We start from the raw sequence: 18,097 nt of genomic DNA on the forward strand, positions 1-18,097 counted from the left end.
CCCGGCGCCCGCCGTCACATGTGCGTGCCGGAATGCGTGCGGCCGCTCGGGTCGCCGCCGCGATCGGGCGGCGTATTGTTCTGATCGATTTTTGCGAGCACGAAGCCGGCGTGCGGCAACGCGGCGGGCGAACGGTGCGTCGCCTGCGCAACGGCGTCGTGCGGCGACGCGGCGGGGAAACCGGATGACGTCACGCCCGGTTGAGCGAACGCCGAAAGGGAAGCAGCCGCCAGGGCGGCGGCGACGATCGCGTGCGATTTCATGGTGGCTCCTTCACGACTGACTACGGGACAACCTAATCAGTCTAGGGCGCGAAACTTAACGCGCCGTGAAGGCGTGATGCGGCGCGCATGACGGAATGTTCATGCGCGCCGCGACGCTCATGCCGGCGCCGACACCAATGCGCAGAAGTTCTCGAGATCGACGTTGCCGCCGCTGATCACCACGCCCACGCGCTTGCCCTGCAGTGCGTCCTTCATCCGTCGCACCGCGGCGAACGACAGGCAGCCGGTCGGCTCGACCACAATCTTCATACGAGTGGCGAGGAAGCGCATGCAGTCGACCAGTTCCGCATCCGTCGCGGTCAGGATGTCGTCGACGTCGCGTCGGATGATCGGGAACGTCAGGTTGCCGAGGTGCTGCGTCTGCGCGCCGTCGGCGATCGTGTGCGGCGTGTCGATATGCACGATCGCGCCGGACCGGAACGATTGCTGGCCGTCGTTGCCGGCTTCCGGCTCGACGCCGTACAGTGCCGCGTGCGGCGACAGCGCGCGCGTGGCGAGCGCGGTGCCCGACAGCAGCCCGCCGCCGCCGAGCGGCACGAATAGCGCATCGAGCGGGCCGACTTCGTCGAACAGTTCCTTGGCCGCCGTGCCCTGGCCGGCGATCACGTCCGGGTGGTCGTAGGGCGGGATCAGCGTGAGTCCGTGCTGCGCGGCGAGATCGCGCCCGATCTGTTCGCGATCCTCGGTGTAGCGGTCGTAGGTCACGACGTTGCCTCCGTAGCCGCGCGTCGCGGCCATCTTCGCGGCCGGCGCATCCTGCGGCATCACGATCGTCGCGGGAATGCCGAGCATGCGCGCGGACAGCGCGATCGCCTGCGCATGGTTGCCGGACGAGAAGGCGACGACGCCGTTGCGGCGCTGCTCCGCGTCGAAACGCGACAGCGCGTTGAACGCGCCGCGGAACTTGAATGCGCCCATGCGCTGCAGGTTCTCGCACTTGAAGAACACTTGCGCGCCGAGCGCTTCGTCGATCGTCCGCGACGTCATCACCGGCGTGCGGTGCGCATGGCCCTCGAGTCGGGCCGCGGCGGCGGCAACGTCGTCGTAGGTGGGGAGAGTCGGAGAGTTCATGGGATGCCCGGTGGTCGTAAGAATCGGTCAGCAGGAAAGCCGCGCGGGTATCGCGCGTGGGTCATTTCGCATCGTTGTAGACGGTCGCGCGCGAGACGCCGAGATGCTGCGACACGATCTCCATCGCGCGGCGTACCTCGAGGAAACCGTCGGCCTTCAGTGTCTGCATCAGCTCGCGGCGCTGGTCGGTCTTCAGTTCGCGCGGCGTCGTCGCGAGGCGCATTGCGAATGCGTCGATGCGTTGCCGGATCGCATCCGCGCCGGCGGGGTCCAGCGTTTCCGCAACCGCTTCGCCGTCGGTGCTGCAGAACTGGTTCAGCATGCCCTGGAAACCGCGGAACAGCGTGACGTCGGCATTCAGGCACAGCGCGGCCACATAGCGGCCGGTCGAATCCTTGATGCCGATCGACGTGCTTTTCGCGGTGCGGCCGTCGGCGAAGCGGTTCGGGTAGTTCGCGAGCACTGGCGGGAAAGCTTCGTCCGCGATGCGGGCGAGGCCGAGCTCGGTCGCGGGATCGCCGACTGCGCGCCCCGACAGGTTGTTGTGGATCGCGAGGATCGCGTGCTTCGGCGTGCGCAGGTCGTGAACCACGACCTCGGTGAACGGCGCGAACATCGCGCCGAGCCCTTCGGCAATGCGCTGCACCTGTTCGATCAGCGATGCCTGCTCGGACAGCGCGCGTTTCCGGGTGGGAGTCATGATGGTTTCGCGGTCAGGTTTCGGATCGATGCGACGGCTTCGGGAAAGGGGCAACCGGCGTGTTATTCGCCGTCCGCGGCTTCCGGCCGCGTGATGTCGGCGAGCAGCGGCTGCGCGATCCGCACATAGTCGGCCGCGTCGAGCACGACGGAGCGGTCGAGGCGGCCGGCGTTGAAAGCGATCTCGGTGTTGCGTTCGACCAGGGCGGGATCGACGACGAGCGTCACGCCGGGGGCGAACACGAACGGCGGCACGGCGCCCATCACGCAGCGCGTGACGGCGGCCGCGAGGTCCGGCGACGCGAGTGTTGCCTTGCGGCGGCCGAGCGCATCGGCGACCTTGCGGAAATCGATCTTCAGGTGGCCCGGAATGACCGCGAGCGCGGTGGCGTCGCCGCCATCCTTGAACGCGCACAGCATCGCCTTCGCGCCCTGTTCGGGGCGTGTGCCGCGCAGCGCGGCGATCGCGTCGGATTTCCCTTCGGCCGGATGCTCCAGCACACGGAACCGCGCGCCGGATGTGTTCAGCAGATCGCAAAGCGTGTCGAAAACGGAATAGTCGCTCATGTCGCTCCGGGCAGGTGGGGCCGGGGGATCGCGGCGCGCCGGGGTGGGTGCTTCGGCGAGTCGGTCGATGGAATGTCCAAGTATAGACGTTTTGTCATGGGGCGGCAAAGAGCGGGGCGGGGAGCGACGGTCAGTCGACGTTGCTGCGCAAGTCGTCGACAATGGCGGTCGGCCAAATCCGAGGCCCGGACGAAGCGTGCTTGAAACCGGTTGGAAGATGGATCGACGAGGAATACACGAACAATGTTGACCAACATGCAGGAAAAGCGCCGAGACGATTCATTCTCGGGGCAGCGACATCCAGGCGACAGAAACAGGAAGAAACGTCACTTTTACGGACAGGCGATGCTGGCGCTCATACTGGCATTTTTTGCCAATTGCACATTTGCCGCGAGCGATGTGAGCGACCTGGACCAGCAAGCTGCGTTGCGTGTCCTGATGGGCAACGATCCCGCGCCGGCCGACAGCATCAAGGGTGTCGCGCTGTCGCCATGGGCGCATGGGCCGGCGGCTGCAGGGCCGCTGTGGGTCGTGGCTGCATTGGTCCAGCGCTCGACCGACGACATCGACGCGGCGCTGTGGACCGGTGTCCTGACCCGCGACGGGCAAGGGTTCCACCTGCTCGCGAGCGATCGAAGCGAGCGCGTCGATACGTCACCGATGTTGTGGAACGCGTTCCTGACCATGGACGTGATCCCTTACCGAATCAGCGCGCAGGAAACTGCGTTTGGCGTCCGTTTCAACAATAACTACACATCGACCTCGCATAGCGATACGAACGAGATACTGAGCCTGTATCGCTATGCCGATGCTCGCGTGACACCCATCTTCACCGCGGTGACCGACTGGTCGACCTATGACAAGGACGGGGCGGCGGAATGCGTCGCGGCGAAGGCCGGGAAAGGCAACGATCAGGGCGACGCGGCGCAGGATGCGTGCGATGCGGAAAACACGCAGCAGGTTCATTACGCGCTGTCGTTCAGCCCTCACATGACCCACGGGCATTACGACCTCGTCGTGCGTCCGAAGGGCAAGGCCGCGTCGGGCAAGTCCGCGCGGTTTACCTGGAACGAGAAGACGTATCAGCCGCGTCGATTCGCCGGCGACTGGCACTGAAAGCCGGCTGCGTGTGGGCCCGGTATCGACGGTCTCATGCACATTTGCAGCCGTTGGCTATGGTTTTTCATCAGCGAGATCCCTTACAAACCATGCAGACGGAAATCGAAGCGCCGGGCCCCGTCGGCCCGCTGAAAGGCACGCTGTTGTCGCCGGATACCGGCGACGCCCCGGTGGTGCTGATCGTGCCGGGCTCGGGCCCGACCGACAGGAACGGCAACGCGCCGAACTGGATCCAGGCGTCGATGTACCGGTTGCTCGCGGAAGGATTGCGCGATGAAGGCATCGCGTCGGTTCGAATCGACAAGCGCGGCATGTACGGCAGCGCGTCGGCGGTTCCGGATGCCGATGACGTCACGCTCGACGACTACGCGGCCGACGTCCATGCGTGGGTAGCGGCCATCCGGGCGCGGACGGGGGCGCCCGGCGTATGGGTGTTGGGGCATAGCGAGGGCGGGCTGGTGGCAATGCTGGCTGCTCGGCAATCGGCCGACATCGCCGGCCTGATCCTGGTTTCCACGGCGGGGCGTCCGCTCGTGCACGTACTGCGGCAACAACTGCAATCGAACCCGGCCAACGCCCCGGTCCTGGAAAATGCGCTATCGATCCTCGCATCCCTGGAAGCCGGGAAACGCGTAGACGCGACCCGCATCGATCCAGCACTTATGCCGTTGTTCAGGCCGCAAGTCCAGCGTTTCCTGATGAGCGAACTGACCGTCGATCCGGCGGCCGTGCTGGCGGATTACACGAAGCCGGTGCTCATCGTGCAGGGCACGCGGGATATCCAGGTTGCCATAGAGGACGCGGAGCTTCTGCAGCGTGCCAATCCACGAGCCGGAATGGCGCTGATCGCCGACGCCAATCACGTCCTCAAGACGGTTCGCACGGCGGATCTGCACGAAAACCTCGCCGCGTACTCGAACCCGGATCTGCCGCTCGCGGATGGCGTGGTGGAAGCAGTTTCAAAGTTGGTGACCGGATCGACCGTGAGTCGGCGTCAGGATTCGTGCGAAACCGGTTTGTCCGGCGAGGCGGCCTGACACGGCCGGATGACGTCGAACGTCCATTGTCCGTAACGGTGGGTGGATGCATGAGTCAACTTTGGGCGGCGGCGGGCCATGGGCGCTCGTTCGGTCGTGGATGAAAGCAGGAGAACGCGCATGACAAACCTGATTCGATTCCGTATCCGGCCAGTCTTCCACGGCAGCAATCTTCTGGTCGAGATCCTGGATGACCATCGCGCTGCCGATTTTCCGGATGTCGCGGCGATCCTGCGGGATGCCCTGCACGCCGTAAGGGTTCCGCATCCGCACGGCCTCGACGAACCCGCAGTCACCTTGTCTCACGACCAATTTTTCAGCTATTGGACCTATGCACGGGGCGCGTACGAAATAGACGAAGATCTCTGGGGGCTGTTCGTGACCGCGACGCGCGACAATGTTTCGATCATCGCGGACATCGAACGCGCACTGCTGTCGACAGGAAAGTTCGTCAAGGAAGACGTGGATTTCGGCAAGTTCGCGTGAGCCGACCGCACCACGCGATCGCCCGAACCTACCCTCGAACCGCCTTCACCACATACTGACTCGTCGGTACTACGTCGATCTTGTCGAAATCGATGAAGCGCCCGCAGCTGTCCATCATATCCGCCACATTCCGCTGGAATTTCCCGTCATCGCCGACCGCGTCGAAGAACGCATGCGGATCGGTCATCGCCGCGGCCGGAAAGCATTCCTCGACGATCGCGTCGTAGCCGGGCGCCACATGCGTGAGCGCGCGCACGACGACGTTCTGCACATACAGGAAATTGTCCTGCGTATCGATCGCGACGCGCGTGTGATGCCCGTGCCACACGTCGAGCCACGCTTCGTGCGTCAGCCGCGGCGGCCGCTTCAGGAACGCGAGCTGAGAAAAGCCCGTCGTGCGCTCGCCGGGCCGCGCCGGAAAGCGCGTATTCGGAATCGGCTGCGACTCGGTGACGAGATACGCGGCCATGTGCGGGACCACCGCGCGCACCGCATCGTCGAACGGCTGGCGGAACATCGCGTTCGCGCTATCGACCCACACCGCGACGATCCCGTCGATGCCCGGGTGCGTGTTGGTCTGCTTCAGGCCGGCGGCCGGCGCGACATCCGCATCGGCGACGTTCACCTGCACGCCGTGCGCGCCGAGCGACAGCAGCGTGTCGGCGAGTTGCGTGCGCACCGCGCGGCTCCACTGATCGGGCGCGGCCTGCGCGTCGCGCCACAACACGTAAATGACTTTCTCCATTGCTTCGGCTCCACGGGGATTGACGGGATCGGCGGCGGTGCCGCCGGGGTTCAGGAAGCGGTGGCGACCGCGCCATGCACACCATCCACACCCGGTGCAAACCGGTTCGCGGTCAGCGTGAACGACGGCGGGATCGGCGACGTGACGGTTTCGAACAGGCGCTCGTGGCGCGTCGCGTGAATGCGCCAACCGTCAGCGCGTTTCACGTACTGGTCGTCGTAAAACGCGGTGCCGTGCAGCAGGTAGTCATCCTCAAGATTGATCGCATGATCCTCGAGAAACCACACGCCGCACGCGTGATCGGCCGACACCAGCGTGAGCTCCGGATGGTGGCCGTGATGCATCGTCAGGAAGGTCGGCTTGCCGATCAGCGCGCGCAGGCTCGACACGAACGCGTCGCGGCCGTCGTACGCATAGCGGCCGCCGTACAGCCGCGCCTCGCAGTCTTCGGTCAGGCAATCGGCGAGCAGCGCCCAGTCGTGCGTGTCGACCGCGCGGAAATACCGGTACTTCAACTGTCGGATCTGCTCGTACTCATGGAGCGTGCGGGTCGTGTCGTCCATCGCCGGGTCTCGTGGTGGTGTCGTTCGATGGTAGGAACGAAGCCGCTTGCATCACATCGTCTGTTCGGACGAACGCCGTTGCCGCACCTGGACGGCGCTGTCGAAACGAATCACGGATTTCATCCGAACGGGTGATGGCCGGTGCATCGCACGGCGGTAACGTGGCATCGACGCGGCGTTCGAACCGCGCGGGCACCGAACAAGGAGACAGGATGACCCTCATCGAATCGCTGGAAGCGCGCGTGCGCCGGCTCGAGGACGCCGACGCGATCCGCCGGCTGAAGGCGCGCTACTTCACGTGCTGCGACCGCAAGGATCCGCAAGGGATGCGCGATTGCTTCGCGCCTGGCCCCGTGCATATCGACTACGGTCGGATCGGCACGTTCGACACACGCGACGCGCTCGTCGACGTGTTCGCGCAACTCGGCTGCCATCCGCACATCGTCGAGATGCATCACGGCGTCAATCCCGAGATCGACGTGCTCGATGCGACGCATGCACGCGGCACGTGGGGCCTGCACTACCAGATGATCGACACGAATGCGCGCACGCTCACGCAGCTCGGCGCGTACTACGACGACGCATACCGGAAGGTCGACGGCGAATGGCGGATCGCGGGCACGCGCTGCGTCGTCACGTCGACGCTGTCGGCCCGTTACGAAGGCGATGCGCCCGGCGTGCTGTTCGCCGGCGCGCAGCCGCCGGCCGCCTGACGCACGCCAGCGCCACGCACGTGGCGCACATTCCACAGGAGACATCGAACATGACACGGAACCACGATGCGCCGGTTGCCGTCGTGACGGGCGCATCGCGCGGCGCGGGCAAGGGCATCGCGCGTGCGCTTGGCGCGGCCGGCATGACCGTCTATGTAACGGGCCGTTCGCAGAACGAAGGCGACGCGCCGCTGCCCGGCACGATTCACGAGACCGCACGCGAGATCGATGCGCTCGGCGGTCGCGGGATCGCGGTGGCCTGCGACCACGCGGACGATGCGCAAGTGAAGGCGCTGTTCGAGCGTGTCGAACGCGACAGCGGCCGGCTCGACATTCTCGTCAACAACGCGACTTGCCTGCACGATCAGCTGATCCTGCCGGGCCCGTTCTGGGAGAAGTCGCTCGACCTCGTCAACATCCTCGATGTCGGGCTGCGCTCGGCCTATGTCGCGAGCTGGCACGCGGCGCGGCTGATGGCGCAACGCCGCAGCGGGCTGATCGCGTTCACGTCGTCGTTCGGTGCGAGCTGCTACATGCACGGCGCGGCTTACGGCGCCCAGAAGTCCGGCGTCGACAAGTTCGCGAAGGACATGGCCGTCGACCTGAAGCCGTTCGACGTCGCGGCCGTGTCGATCTGGATGGGGCCGCTGCGCACCGAGCGCACGACGCGCGTGTGGGAAGCACACCCGGATCTGTACAAGGAATTTTCGCTCGTCGCGGAAAGCCCCGAGTTCACGGGCCGCGTGATTCACGCGATTCACGGTGACCCGCAGCGCATGGCGCTGTCGGGGCAGGTGCTCGTCGGCGCGGAAGCCGCGCTGCGGTACGGCATCGCCGATCTCGACGGCAAGCAGCCGCCGTCGTACCGCGAACTGCTCGGCGGGCCCGTGCAGGCGCATCCGGCGATCGTCGCCTGAGGCGCGCGCATGGACATCCTGAAAGGCAAGGTCGCGCTCGTGACGGGCGCGGGGCAGGGCGTCGGCCAGGGCGTCGCGCAGGCGCTCGCAGAGGAAGGCGCGCGGGTCGCGGTGGTCGGTCGTACCCGCGACAAGCTGCTCGCGACCTGCGAGACGATCCGCGCGCGCGGCGGCGTGGCCGAGCCGTTCGTGTGCGACGTGATGGACGCGACGCAGATCGAGCAGTGCGTCGACAGCGTCGTCGCGCGGTTGGGCGGCGTGCAGATCCTGATCAACAACGCGCAGGTCGTGCCGCTCGGCCGCCTGCTCGACGTGACCGACGCGGATTTCCTGGCGGGGCTGGAATCGGGGCCGATCGCGACGCTGCGGATGATGCGCGCGTGCCATCCGTATCTGAAGGGCGACGGCGTGATCGTCAATTTCGCTTCGTCGGCCGCGGTGCGCTGGGATGCGTCCGGCTACGGCGCGTACGCCGCGACCAAGGAGGCGATTCGTGCGCTGACGCGCGCGGCGGCGTGCGAATGGGGCGTGGACGGCATCCGCGTGAACGGGGTCGCGCCGCATGCGTTGTCGCCGGGCCTGAAAGGCTGGATCGACGCCAATCCGCAGGAAGCCGCCGCGTTCTTCCGCACGATTCCGCTCGGCCGCGTCGGCGACTGCGAGCAGGACATCGGGCGCGCGATCGTGTTCCTGGCGAGCCGCGACGCCGCATACCTGACGGGCGCGACGCTGCCGCTCGACGGCGGGCAGGCGTACTGGGGCTGACTGCGGAGGCCGACAAGCGCGCGGCGCTGGCCGCGTGCCAATCATGATCCGGCAAGCACGCTCACGCATGCGCGTAGGTCGCAGCCGGCAAACCGGATTCGAACGGAGGACGACATGGGTCGACTGGAAGGAAAGGTAGCGATCGTCACGGGCGGTGCGCGTGGCATGGGCGCGGCGACGTGCAGGCTGTTCGTCGAAGAGGGCGCGCGCGTCGTGATCGGCGACGTGCTCGACGCGGAAGGGGAAGCGCTCGCGCGCGAACTCGGCGACGCGGCGCGCTTCATGCGGCTCGACGTCGCCGACGAAGCGAGCTGGGTGCGCGTGACCGACGCGACGATGGCGCAGTTCGGCCGTATCGACGTACTGGTCAACAATGCAGCCGTGCTGACGTTCGGCGGCATCACCGAACTGTCGAAACGCGATTTCGAGCGCGCGGTGTCGATCAACCTCGTCGGGACGTTCGTCGGAATCCGAACCATCGCGCCGCGCATGATCGTGCAGAAGAGCGGGTCGATCGTCAACATCTCGTCGGTGGATGGGCTGCGCGGCGTGAACGCACTGGCCGCGTACGTGTCGAGCAAGTGGGGCGTGCGCGGGCTGACGAAGGTCGCGGCGCTCGAACTCGGCCATCAGGGCGTGCGCGTGAATTCGATCCATCCGGGGGGCGTGAACACCGCGATGTCGAACCCGACCGGCGCGCCGCTCGAGGACATCAACAAGCACTATGCGAACGTGCCGCTGCAGCGCGTCGGCCTGCCCGACGAAATCGCGCGTGCGACGCTGTTCCTCGCGAGCGACGAAGCGTCGTACTGCAACGGCGCCGAGCTGGCCGTCGACGGCGGGATGGCGGCAGGCGCGTATTACCCCGGATTGCCCGGCGCGCCGTTTTGAGCAGGGGTGCCTGCCGAGCCTTCACGTCAGATGTTTGTGTACGCAACCTAATTCAGGGTTTGCCTGAGTAGCGAAAACGTGAATTCGCACGGCCCGTGTCCGCGTTGGTCTCACGCGGGAGCGGCGCGCCAGATTTGCCGCTCCCGCGAAACCGTTGACGGACGGCCGTCCTGGCCGTTTCGTCCCCAAAGCGCGCGCAATGGCGCTGCAAAAAAGAACGCACAGGCAACCGGCGTGCCCGCTCGCCGGCGGAGTTGTTTCTTGTTGCAACGCAACGTCTGCCGAATAACGGCGATGGTATGCTGGCCGTCATGACGTTGTACGGCAGGTTGCTTGTATGGCGAAACTCGCGTTCGCAATTACTAAAGAGACATCACCTTCTCTCGCATGCATCGCGGTATCGACGCGCGCTCCGCTCGCGCGTCCCGTCCTGCGCGCCGCCGCACCCTGCGCTCCAATCGCATCCCCCATCTCGCGGGCTCGCCCCGCAACCCCCATCCCCGCCCAATAATCTGGAGACATCCTCATGTCGCAAAACTCTTTGGCCGCAGCCACGCACGGCCCGCTCGTCGCTCCGCCGGCTTTCGTCAAACATCGCAAGCTGATCGACTGGGTGTCGCGCATCGCGGCGCTGACCGAGCCCGAGCGCGTCGTGTGGTGTGACGGTTCGCAGGAAGAAAACGACGCGCTGTGCCAGGCGATGGTCGACCAGGGCACGCTCACGCGCCTGAACCCGGCGAAGCGCCCGAACTCGTATCTCGCGCAATCCGATCCGTCCGACGTCGCGCGCGTCGAGGATCGCACGTTCATCTGCGCGGCATCGCGCGACGACGTCGGCCCGACCAACAACTGGATCGAACCCGCCGAAATGCGCGAGACGCTCAACGGCCTGTTCCGCGGCTCGATGCGTGGCCGCACGCTGTACGTCGTGCCGTTTTCGATGGGCCCGCTCGGCTCGCCGATCGCGCATGTCGGTGTCGAACTGTCCGACAGCCCGTACGTCGTCGTGAACATGCGGATCATGACGCGCATGGGCCGTGAGGTGTACGACGTGCTGGGAGAGGACGGCGAGTTCGTGCCGTGCGTGCACAGCGTCGGCCATCCGCTCGAAGCCGGCCAGCAGGACGTGCCGTGGCCGTGCAACCCGGTCAAGTACATCGTGCATTTCCCCGAAACGCGCGAGATCTGGAGCTTCGGCTCGGGCTACGGCGGCAACGCGCTGCTCGGCAAGAAGTGTTTCGCGCTGCGTATCGCGTCGACGATGGGCCGCGACCAGGGCTGGCTCGCCGAGCACATGCTGATCCTCGGCGTGACGTCGCCGGCGGGCAAGAAATATCACGTCGCGGCCGCGTTCCCGTCCGCGTGCGGCAAGACCAACTTCGCGATGCTGATTCCACCGCGGGGCTTCAACGGCTGGAAGGTTACGACGATCGGCGACGACATCGCGTGGCTGAAGCCGGGCCGCGACGGCCGGCTGTATGCGATCAACCCGGAAGCCGGTTTCTTCGGCGTCGCACCGGGCACCGGCGTGAAGACCAACCCGAACGCGATTTCGACACTCACCGAAAACGTGATCTTCACGAACGTCGCGCTGACGGAAGACGGCGACGTGTGGTGGGAAGGGCTGACCGACACGCCGCCCGCGAAGCTGACCGACTGGCAGGGCAACCCGTGGACGCCGGAAATCGGCAAGGAAACGGGCCGCAAGGCGGCGCACCCGAACTCGCGCTTCACGGCGCCGGCCGCGCAGTGCCCGTCGATCGACGGTGACTGGGAGAACCCGGCCGGCGTGCCGATCGACGCGTTCATCTTCGGCGGCCGCCGTTCGACGACCGTGCCGCTGGTGACCGAGGCGCGCGACTGGGTCGAAGGCGTGTACATGGCCGCGACGATGGGCTCGGAGACGACCGCCGCGGCGGTCGGACAGCAGGGCATCGTGCGTCGCGATCCGTTCGCGATGCTGCCGTTCTGCGGCTACAACGTCAGCGATTATTTCGCACACTGGCTCAAACTCGGCAAGCAGCTCGAAGGCGCGGGCGCGAAACTGCCGAAGATCTACTGCGTGAACTGGTTCCGCAAGGATGCGAACGGCAAGTTCGTGTGGCCGGGCTTCGGCGAGAACATGCGGGTGCTGAAGTGGATGCTCGATCGTCTCGAAGGCACGGGTGGCGGCGGCGAGCATGCGTTCGGCGTGTCGCCGGCGTATGAGGACCTGCACTGGGACGGCCTCGATTTCACGCGCGAACAGTTCGAGGCGGTGACGTCGATGAACGCCGACGAATGGCGCGAGGAGCTGAAGCTTCATGCGGCGCTGTTCGATATGCTGAAGCTGCGCCTGCCGGCCGAAATGACCGACACGATGAAGAAGATCGAGCAGCGCATCGGCGCCTGACGGTTCGCATCGACGTCGTACCCTGACGTCCCGCCGCCGGCATGCATTGCCGGCGGCGGGACGTTTTCGCATCCGCTGCGTACGCGCGCCGTTCGCTCATTGCGCGCGGCAATGCGCAACGACTTCGTCCACCGCGCGCTGCACGTCGCCGCGCCGGTAGCGCAGCAGCGCGCTGTCGGCCGGATCGGGCTCGTACGACACGACGTTGCCGCGCCCCGTATAGATCGCGATGTCGGGCAGCAGCGGATGCTCCTGGTCGAGCGACGGCACGTGCTGCGGATTGCCGGCCGCGCGGAAGAACGCCGCGAAGTAGTCGGCGAAGCTGAGGTTCTCGTCGCCGACGAGGTAGGCCTTGCCCGCTTCGCCGCGCTGCAGTGCCCCCCAGATCGCTTCCGACAGCGATTGCGTCGAGATGAAGTTGCTGCCGCCGGCCGGCCCGAACACGGGCAGCCCCGCGAACTGGCCCTGCGCATAGCCGGTATAGGCGGCGAACATCGCGTTGCGCAGCCCCGGTACCGATCCGACGACGAACGGTGCATTGACGCTGCAGACGGCGAACGACGGCGCCGCGAGCGCGCGTACGCGTTCGTCGGCGAGATGGCGTGAGCGGACGTACGGCACCGTGTCGACGAGCGCCGGCGCGACCTGCGGATAGAAGCTGCCGACCAGCACCGCACGCTTCACACCCGCGTCGCGTGCGAGCGCGAAGAAGCGCGGCACCGCGTCGACGTTCGCGCGTTCCCAGTGCGCGGCTTCGTCGGTGCCGGGCGGCAGGTGGCGGATGTCGTTGCCGGCCGCGAACACCACCGCGTCGAACGGCGCGAGGTCGTCGCGCGTGAAGGTGCCGGCCACGTAGTCGCGCAGCAGGACGTCGAACTGCGCGAGTGCGCTGTCGGGCGCGGGCGGCTTGCGCGCGGCGAGCGTGACGTGGTTGCCCTGCGCATGCAGGTGCAGCGCGGCATGGCCGCCGATGAGGCCGGTGCCGCCGACGATCAGGATCTTCATGGAGTCTCCGTGGCGGCGCCACTGCGCCGCGTGAAATGAACAGGCGAGCGGTGCCGCTCAGAAGTTGAAGCCGTTGCCCGTGACGACGGGCAGGTTGGTCCAGAAGCCGTTCGGGTCGCGATACCAGCCGGCCGCCGCGAGCGCGCCGCCGTCGACATGCAGCGTCGTGCCGGTGACCCATGCGGCGAGCGGGCTCGCGAGGAACAGCGCGGCGCCCGCGATATCGCCGGCCGTGCCGAAGCGCCCGAGCGGGATCCAGCGCGGGATGTGCTCGCGATGCTCGGCCGCGACCATTGCGCTGACGGGCACCTGCGGCGTCTCGGTGGTTTCGGGGGCGATCTGGTTCACGCGTATGCCGGCCGGCCCAAGCTCGAGGGCGAGGCTCTTCGTGAAGCCGGTCAGCGCGGCCTTGAACGACGCGTACACGGTGCAGTTCGGAATCGCGCGGAAACCTTCGATCGACGACACGCCGACGATGCTGCTGCCCGCGCCGCGCTTGCGCAGCAGCGGCAGCATCGCGCGCGTGACGATGAACGCCTGGCGCAGGTTCACGTCGAACAGCCGCGCGATGTCGTCGTCGGTGCAGTCGTCGAACGGTTTCGCGATCTGCAGGAAATCGCCCACATTGTTGACGAGCACGTCGAGGCCGTCGAAACGTGCATCGACGGTTCGCGCGAACGCATCGACCTCGTCGCGACGCGTGACGTCCACGGTGCCGACGAGCGCATCGACGCCCGCCGCTTCGAGCGCCTGGCGCACGTCCTGCGCGCGGGCCGGATCGATCTCGGCCACCGCGACGCGCGCGCCGGCCGCGCCGAACGCTTCCGCGCACGCGCGGCCGATGCCCGCGCCGCCGCCGGTGATCAACACGGTCTTGCCGGTGAATGAAATCATCGATGCACTCCTTCGAATGGAAAAGCGTTGCGCCGCGTCACAGCGACGACACCAGTTGCGCGTTGTCGATCCGCAGCTCCGCACCGTTCACGAAGCGCGATTCGTCGGACGCGAGGAACAGCACGAGATTCGCGACGTCCTGCGGGGCGCACATGCGCGCCATCGGGTCGCTGCCGATGCCGAGCGCGGCCGGGTCGAGATCGGGCATCAGCGCCTGCGTCATCGGTGTCCAGATCCCGTCCGGATGGATCGAGTTGCAGCGGATCCGGTAGCCGCTGCGCTTGCAGTGCACGGCGACGCTGCGCGCGAGCGCCGTCACCGCGCCTTTCGACCCGGTGTACGCGCACATCATCGGCAACCCGCCGAGTGCGGCGACCGACGACATCATCACGATCGAGCCCGGCGTGTCGTTGCCCTTCATCGCGCGGATCGCATGCTTGCAGCCGAGGAAATAGCCATCGGCGTTGGTGCGCATCACGCGCCGCCATGTGTCGAGGCTCGTGTCCTCGATCGAGCCGACCGGGCAGATCGCCGCGTTGTTGACGAGCACGTCGAGACGGCCGAAGCGGTCGAGCGTCGACGCGATCGCATGCTGCCAACCTTCTTCGTCGGCGATGTCGTGGCGGACGAACAGTGCCGCGTCGCCGATCTCGCGCGCGAGCGCGCGGCCTGCATCCTCGTCGATGTCGGTCAGCACGACACGCGCGCCTTCGGCGGCGAGCAGCAGCGCATCCGCGCGGCCGACGCCGCTTGCCGCGCCGGTGACCAGCGCGACCTTGTTTGCGACTCGATTCATGGGCGGTCGAATTCCTTTGACGTTGAAAGCAGGGAGGTGCTCATGCGGCGCCCGGCGCGCGGCCGGCCTTGATCGCGTCGAGCGCGGTGCGGCCGTCGACGGGAGCAGGGTGGCGCATCGTTCAGCCCGCCAGCGGCAGGTCTTGTGCCCAGTCGACGTGCAGCGTGCGCGCGGTGAAGCGCCACGCGACGCCGTCGAACACGCAGCGGTCGCGATAGCGCAGCCCCCAGTCGAGCTTGCGCTTCACGCCGTCGCGCACGTAGACGTGGCAGGCGACGCCATAGGTCTCGACGTCGGCCTCGCCGCCGTCGAGTGTCATGAGCTGGTTGTGCACGTGATGCTGGGTCGCTTCGTAGCGCTCGATCACGCGCATGCCCGCGACGATCGCGTCGCGGTCGTCGAAGCGAAAGCCGGGGCCGGCCAGGGTTGCATCGGAGGTGAAGAGCGTGGTGAGTCGCGGCCAGTCGCGCCGGTCGACGGCTTGCGCGTAGAGGCACGCAAGTTCGTACAGCGCGTGGCGGGGATTGGAATCGGTCATGCGTTGGCTCCCGTGGAAGGACGGAGCGCGCCGGCCGCGCGAGGCGGGCCGACGCGGCGGCATTGCGACGTCGACGGCAGGTTCGCACCGGGCAGGCCGGGATTCATCATCCATACGGAGCAGGGCGAGGGTCGGGGAAAACACCGGGGCAGGCCGCGCGCGTCACATGAGGGGGCATGGATGGTGCGGCGCAGCGCCCGTGCACGGCATGCGTCTGACGATTCGTGCGGCCGGCTGCGACAGGCGCGCGACGGGTCCCGTTCATCCACGTGGGCGAAGCCGAAGCGTGCGATGTTGCGATGCGTCAGGCCGCGCATCGCCTGCTCAGCGTTTGCCCCTAGTCGAAACGGACGATGGCCGGCGGCCGGGCGCTGGCTACCGTGCAGTCATCCGGCGCCGCATGCGATGCGCGCCGGACACGAACCGCATCAGCGGACCACCGGAGGGGACGACGATCATGAGACTGACGACGCGCAAGCTGTGCGTATTGGCGATGGGCACGTTCGCTGTCATGGCGATGGCGCGATACGGCGCCGATCAGGTCCCGTCGCCGCCGTATGCAGCCGGCATCCTGCAATGCCGCTCGGTCGACGCGAACGGCCTGCCGACCGGTTGCGTGCCGATCGATCCGTCGCACTTCGGTTTCGCCGCGATGCGCGGCATGTGACGCCGGCGCCGCCGCGCGCCGTGCAATATCGGATGCCGTCGCGGTGCGACGGTGCACGGACCGCTGTCACCGTGGCCGCCGCGCAATCGTTGCGGATTGGGCCGGCTGCGCGGTCCGCCCGGCTTCACGCCGTTCGATTTTCTCCGCGCCCGACAAGGCGCACGGTTTGCATCGGTACCGCCGCGTGCTCTTAACGACAACGCGCCACCATGAAAACGCGAAAACGCGATAACTCGACACAGTGACAACGCGCCAACCTCCGCGTCAGGCGACCCGCTCGGCAGATCAGCTCCACGCCCCCAGCTTCCCGCAGATTTCCTTCACGCCGCCCCATTCCTCATGACATCCGACTATTCGCTGACCCACCCCCTGAATACCCGCGACGTGCGTCGCTGGGATGCCGAGCACGATGTCGTGATCGTCGGCTTCGGCGCGGCCGGCGCCTGCGCGGCGATCGAAGCCGCGCGCGCCGGCGCCGACACGCTGATCGTCGAGCGCGCGTCGAGTTACGGCGGCACGAGCGCGCTGTCGGGCGGCGAGATCTACCTCGGCGGCAGCGGCGGCACGCCCGCGCAGCGGCAGGCCGGCTTTACCGACGACACCGAGGATCTGTACCGCTACCTGATGCTGGCCGGCGGCCGCGACGCCGACGAAGCGAAGGTGCGCCTCTACGCGAACGAAAGCCTGGCGCACCACGACTGGCTCGTTGCGCAGGGCCTTGCGTACAAGAACACGTTCATCGCCGAGCGGATCGTCGAACCGGAAACCGACGATTGCCTGATCTGGTCGGGTAGCGAGGAAGCCTGGCCGTTCAGCGAGGCCGCGAAGCCGTGCCCGCGCGGGCACACGCCGCAATGGCCGGGTTGGGGTGGCGGGCAGATGCTGATGCGCGTGCTGGCCGAGCGCGTGGCGGCGCTCGGCGTCGCGACGCGCTACGACACGCGCGCGCTCGCGTTGATCGTCGACGACGGCGGCGCGGTGCGCGGCGTCGTGCTGCGCGCCTATGGCGAGACGGCATGCGTGCGGGCGCGTCGCGCGGTGATCCTGTGCGCGGGCGGCTTCGCGATGAACCGCGAGATGGTGCGCCGGCATGCGCCGCAGTTGCTGCGCTCGGACGAACCGATCGGCAGCCCCGGCGACGACGGCTCGGGCATCCTGCTCGGCCAGAGCGCGGGCGGCGCGGCGATTCATATGGATCAAGGCTTCGTCAGCCTGCCGTTCTACGCGCCCGAATCGCTGATCAGAGGGATCTTCGTGAACGCGCGCGGCCAGCGCTTCGTCAACGAGGACGGCTATCACGGCCGCACGGGCCATCACGCATTCCACCAGGCCGACGACCGGATCTACCTGCTCGTCGATCGGGCGACGTATCGGGAGCCGCCTGCGATCGCGCGGATCGGCATCGCGGCGGCCGGTGAAACGTGGGAGGAAGTCGAACGCGACCTGCAGATGCCGGCGGGCACGCTGACGGCAACCGTCGACGTCTACAACCGCCATGCGGCCGAAGGCGCCGACCCGCTGTTCCACAAGGCGAAGAAGTGGCTGCAGCCGCTGATCGAGCCGCCGTTCGTCGCGCTCGATTGCCGGATCGACTACGCGTTCTATCCGCATTTCACGCTCGGCGGGCTCGACACGCTGCCGACCGGGCAGGTGGTCGATGCGGCGCGGGCGCCGGTGCCGGGGCTCTATGCCGCGGGCCGCACGACCTGCGGGCTGCCGCGTTGGGGCGCCGGGTACAGCTCGGGGCTGTCGCTGGCCGACGCGACGTTCTTCGGCCGACAGGCCGGGCGTCACGCCGCGCAAGCGGGGTGCGACGCAGTGCGCCGCGCCGCTTAGTATTTGCCGGCTTGAAATGAACGACGCCCCGCGCAATCGTGTTGCCCGGGGCGTCGTCGTATCACCGGCCTGCTCGGCCAACCCGCCGGCCGAGCAATCCGGCCGGCCTGCC

General features: G+C 67.3%; 20 protein-coding genes. 10 read left to right on the forward strand and 10 right to left on the reverse strand.

Going from position 1 to position 18,097, the window contains the following annotated elements; translation table 11 throughout:
* Window positions 1-14: 14 nt before the first annotated feature.
* The 4 genes from ACPTTC_RS25160 to ACPTTC_RS25175 form a co-directional block, all read right to left on the reverse strand.
* On the reverse strand, window positions 15-263 hold the full coding sequence (locus tag ACPTTC_RS25160; RefSeq protein ID WP_423394371.1) for a hypothetical protein: 249 nt from the start codon (window positions 261-263) through the stop codon (window positions 15-17).
* Window positions 264-380: 117 nt separating this feature from the next.
* Window positions 381-1,355, reverse strand: a complete 975-nt coding sequence (locus ACPTTC_RS25165; protein WP_423394372.1) for a threo-3-hydroxy-L-aspartate ammonia-lyase — start codon at window positions 1,353-1,355, stop codon at window positions 381-383.
* A 61-nt stretch (window positions 1,356-1,416) separates the two neighbouring features.
* The gene (locus ACPTTC_RS25170; protein WP_423394373.1) at window positions 1,417-2,055 is read right to left on the reverse strand and encodes a helix-turn-helix transcriptional regulator; all 639 of its coding nucleotides are present in this window, start codon (window positions 2,053-2,055) and stop codon (window positions 1,417-1,419) included.
* A 62-nt stretch (window positions 2,056-2,117) separates the two neighbouring features.
* Window positions 2,118-2,621 (reverse strand): YbaK/prolyl-tRNA synthetase associated domain-containing protein, encoded by a 504-nt coding sequence (locus tag ACPTTC_RS25175; RefSeq protein ID WP_175953781.1) that lies wholly within the window; start codon window positions 2,619-2,621, stop codon window positions 2,118-2,120.
* Window positions 2,622-2,864: 243 nt separating this feature from the next.
* Between ACPTTC_RS25175 and ACPTTC_RS25180 the strand changes: the two genes are divergently transcribed.
* From ACPTTC_RS25180 to ACPTTC_RS25190, 3 genes are all read left to right on the forward strand, one after another.
* On the forward strand, window positions 2,865-3,737 hold the full coding sequence (locus tag ACPTTC_RS25180; RefSeq protein ID WP_423394374.1) for a hypothetical protein: 873 nt from the start codon (window positions 2,865-2,867) through the stop codon (window positions 3,735-3,737).
* Window positions 3,738-3,829: 92 nt separating this feature from the next.
* Window positions 3,830-4,777 (forward strand): alpha/beta hydrolase, encoded by a 948-nt coding sequence (locus ACPTTC_RS25185; protein ID WP_423394375.1) that lies wholly within the window; start codon window positions 3,830-3,832, stop codon window positions 4,775-4,777.
* 120 nt (window positions 4,778-4,897) lie between these two features.
* Window positions 4,898-5,263, forward strand: a complete 366-nt coding sequence (locus ACPTTC_RS25190) for a hypothetical protein (RefSeq protein WP_423394376.1) — start codon at window positions 4,898-4,900, stop codon at window positions 5,261-5,263.
* Window positions 5,264-5,291: 28 nt separating this feature from the next.
* Here ACPTTC_RS25190 and ACPTTC_RS25195 read toward each other — a convergent pair whose 3' ends face one another.
* On the reverse strand, window positions 5,292-6,008 hold the full coding sequence (locus tag ACPTTC_RS25195) for an EthD domain-containing protein (RefSeq protein WP_423394377.1): 717 nt from the start codon (window positions 6,006-6,008) through the stop codon (window positions 5,292-5,294).
* Window positions 6,009-6,058: 50 nt separating this feature from the next.
* Window positions 6,059-6,571 carry a nuclear transport factor 2 family protein gene (locus ACPTTC_RS25200; RefSeq protein ID WP_423394378.1) on the reverse strand — a complete coding sequence of 171 codons (513 nt, stop codon included), beginning with the start codon at window positions 6,569-6,571 and terminating at the stop codon, window positions 6,059-6,061.
* A 212-nt stretch (window positions 6,572-6,783) separates the two neighbouring features.
* Here ACPTTC_RS25200 and ACPTTC_RS25205 point away from each other — a divergent pair, with 212 nt between their 5' ends.
* From ACPTTC_RS25205 to ACPTTC_RS25225, 5 genes are all read left to right on the forward strand, one after another.
* Window positions 6,784-7,284, forward strand: coding sequence for a nuclear transport factor 2 family protein (locus tag ACPTTC_RS25205; protein ID WP_423394379.1), 501 nt, complete (start codon window positions 6,784-6,786; stop codon window positions 7,282-7,284).
* Window positions 7,285-7,334: 50 nt separating this feature from the next.
* Complete coding sequence (locus ACPTTC_RS25210) at window positions 7,335-8,201, forward strand: SDR family NAD(P)-dependent oxidoreductase (RefSeq protein ID WP_423394380.1); 867 nt, start codon at window positions 7,335-7,337, stop codon at window positions 8,199-8,201.
* Between the two features lie 9 nt (window positions 8,202-8,210).
* Window positions 8,211-8,966, forward strand: coding sequence for an SDR family NAD(P)-dependent oxidoreductase (locus ACPTTC_RS25215; protein ID WP_423394381.1), 756 nt, complete (start codon window positions 8,211-8,213; stop codon window positions 8,964-8,966).
* 114 nt (window positions 8,967-9,080) lie between these two features.
* On the forward strand, window positions 9,081-9,857 hold the full coding sequence (locus ACPTTC_RS25220) for a glucose 1-dehydrogenase (protein ID WP_423394382.1): 777 nt from the start codon (window positions 9,081-9,083) through the stop codon (window positions 9,855-9,857).
* A 526-nt stretch (window positions 9,858-10,383) separates the two neighbouring features.
* Complete coding sequence (locus ACPTTC_RS25225) at window positions 10,384-12,249, forward strand: phosphoenolpyruvate carboxykinase (GTP) (protein ID WP_423394383.1); 1,866 nt, start codon at window positions 10,384-10,386, stop codon at window positions 12,247-12,249.
* A gap of 96 nt (window positions 12,250-12,345) precedes the next feature.
* Here the strand turns inward: ACPTTC_RS25225 and ACPTTC_RS25230 are convergent, their stop codons facing one another.
* From ACPTTC_RS25230 to ACPTTC_RS25245, 4 genes are all read right to left on the reverse strand, one after another.
* Window positions 12,346-13,254, reverse strand: coding sequence for an NAD-dependent epimerase/dehydratase family protein (locus ACPTTC_RS25230; protein ID WP_423394384.1), 909 nt, complete (start codon window positions 13,252-13,254; stop codon window positions 12,346-12,348).
* Between the two features lie 57 nt (window positions 13,255-13,311).
* Window positions 13,312-14,145 carry an SDR family NAD(P)-dependent oxidoreductase gene (locus ACPTTC_RS25235; RefSeq protein ID WP_423395714.1) on the reverse strand — a complete coding sequence of 278 codons (834 nt, stop codon included), beginning with the start codon at window positions 14,143-14,145 and terminating at the stop codon, window positions 13,312-13,314.
* 40 nt (window positions 14,146-14,185) lie between these two features.
* Entirely contained in the window at window positions 14,186-14,944 is a 759-nt protein-coding gene (locus ACPTTC_RS25240; protein ID WP_423394385.1) for an SDR family oxidoreductase, read from the reverse strand.
* Window positions 14,945-15,065: 121 nt separating this feature from the next.
* Window positions 15,066-15,482 carry a nuclear transport factor 2 family protein gene (locus ACPTTC_RS25245; RefSeq protein WP_423394386.1) on the reverse strand — a complete coding sequence of 139 codons (417 nt, stop codon included), beginning with the start codon at window positions 15,480-15,482 and terminating at the stop codon, window positions 15,066-15,068.
* A gap of 457 nt (window positions 15,483-15,939) precedes the next feature.
* Here ACPTTC_RS25245 and ACPTTC_RS25250 point away from each other — a divergent pair, with 457 nt between their 5' ends.
* Together ACPTTC_RS25250 and ACPTTC_RS25255 are read left to right on the forward strand one after the other, a co-directional pair.
* Entirely contained in the window at window positions 15,940-16,149 is a 210-nt protein-coding gene (locus tag ACPTTC_RS25250; RefSeq protein ID WP_175970446.1) for a hypothetical protein, read from the forward strand.
* 339 nt (window positions 16,150-16,488) lie between these two features.
* On the forward strand, window positions 16,489-17,985 hold the full coding sequence (locus tag ACPTTC_RS25255) for an FAD-dependent oxidoreductase (protein ID WP_423394387.1): 1,497 nt from the start codon (window positions 16,489-16,491) through the stop codon (window positions 17,983-17,985).
* Window positions 17,986-18,097: the final 112 nt, after the last annotated feature.

This window comes from Burkholderia mycopellens, assembly GCF_964265025.1.
Classification (GTDB): Bacteria; Pseudomonadota; Gammaproteobacteria; order Burkholderiales; family Burkholderiaceae; genus Burkholderia.

Bases quoted from the DNA above. Each gene is read 5' to 3' on its own strand.
- ACPTTC_RS25165 (WP_423394372.1), bottom strand. From the start codon at position 1,355: ATGAACTCTCCGACTCTCCCCACCTACGACGACGTTGCCGCCGCCGCG.
- ACPTTC_RS25175 (WP_175953781.1), bottom strand. From the start codon at position 2,621: ATGAGCGACTATTCCGTTTTCGACACGCTTTGCGATCTGCTGAACACA.
- ACPTTC_RS25225 (WP_423394383.1), top strand. From the start codon at position 10,384: ATGTCGCAAAACTCTTTGGCCGCAGCCACGCACGGCCCGCTCGTCGCT.
- ACPTTC_RS25250 (WP_175970446.1), top strand. From the start codon at position 15,940: ATGAGACTGACGACGCGCAAGCTGTGCGTATTGGCGATGGGCACGTTC.
- ACPTTC_RS25230 (WP_423394384.1), bottom strand. From the start codon at position 13,254: ATGAAGATCCTGATCGTCGGCGGCACCGGCCTCATCGGCGGCCATGCC.
- ACPTTC_RS25255 (WP_423394387.1), top strand. From the start codon at position 16,489: ATGACATCCGACTATTCGCTGACCCACCCCCTGAATACCCGCGACGTG.
- ACPTTC_RS25210 (WP_423394380.1), top strand. From the start codon at position 7,335: ATGACACGGAACCACGATGCGCCGGTTGCCGTCGTGACGGGCGCATCG.
- ACPTTC_RS25220 (WP_423394382.1), top strand. From the start codon at position 9,081: ATGGGTCGACTGGAAGGAAAGGTAGCGATCGTCACGGGCGGTGCGCGT.
- ACPTTC_RS25190 (WP_423394376.1), top strand. From the start codon at position 4,898: ATGACAAACCTGATTCGATTCCGTATCCGGCCAGTCTTCCACGGCAGC.
- ACPTTC_RS25245 (WP_423394386.1), bottom strand. From the start codon at position 15,482: ATGACCGATTCCAATCCCCGCCACGCGCTGTACGAACTTGCGTGCCTC.
- ACPTTC_RS25240 (WP_423394385.1), bottom strand. From the start codon at position 14,944: ATGAATCGAGTCGCAAACAAGGTCGCGCTGGTCACCGGCGCGGCAAGC.
- ACPTTC_RS25215 (WP_423394381.1), top strand. From the start codon at position 8,211: ATGGACATCCTGAAAGGCAAGGTCGCGCTCGTGACGGGCGCGGGGCAG.
- ACPTTC_RS25180 (WP_423394374.1), top strand. From the start codon at position 2,865: ATGTTGACCAACATGCAGGAAAAGCGCCGAGACGATTCATTCTCGGGG.
- ACPTTC_RS25185 (WP_423394375.1), top strand. From the start codon at position 3,830: ATGCAGACGGAAATCGAAGCGCCGGGCCCCGTCGGCCCGCTGAAAGGC.
- ACPTTC_RS25205 (WP_423394379.1), top strand. From the start codon at position 6,784: ATGACCCTCATCGAATCGCTGGAAGCGCGCGTGCGCCGGCTCGAGGAC.
- ACPTTC_RS25200 (WP_423394378.1), bottom strand. From the start codon at position 6,571: ATGGACGACACGACCCGCACGCTCCATGAGTACGAGCAGATCCGACAG.
- ACPTTC_RS25170 (WP_423394373.1), bottom strand. From the start codon at position 2,055: ATGACTCCCACCCGGAAACGCGCGCTGTCCGAGCAGGCATCGCTGATC.
- ACPTTC_RS25160 (WP_423394371.1), bottom strand. From the start codon at position 263: ATGAAATCGCACGCGATCGTCGCCGCCGCCCTGGCGGCTGCTTCCCTT.
- ACPTTC_RS25195 (WP_423394377.1), bottom strand. From the start codon at position 6,008: ATGGAGAAAGTCATTTACGTGTTGTGGCGCGACGCGCAGGCCGCGCCC.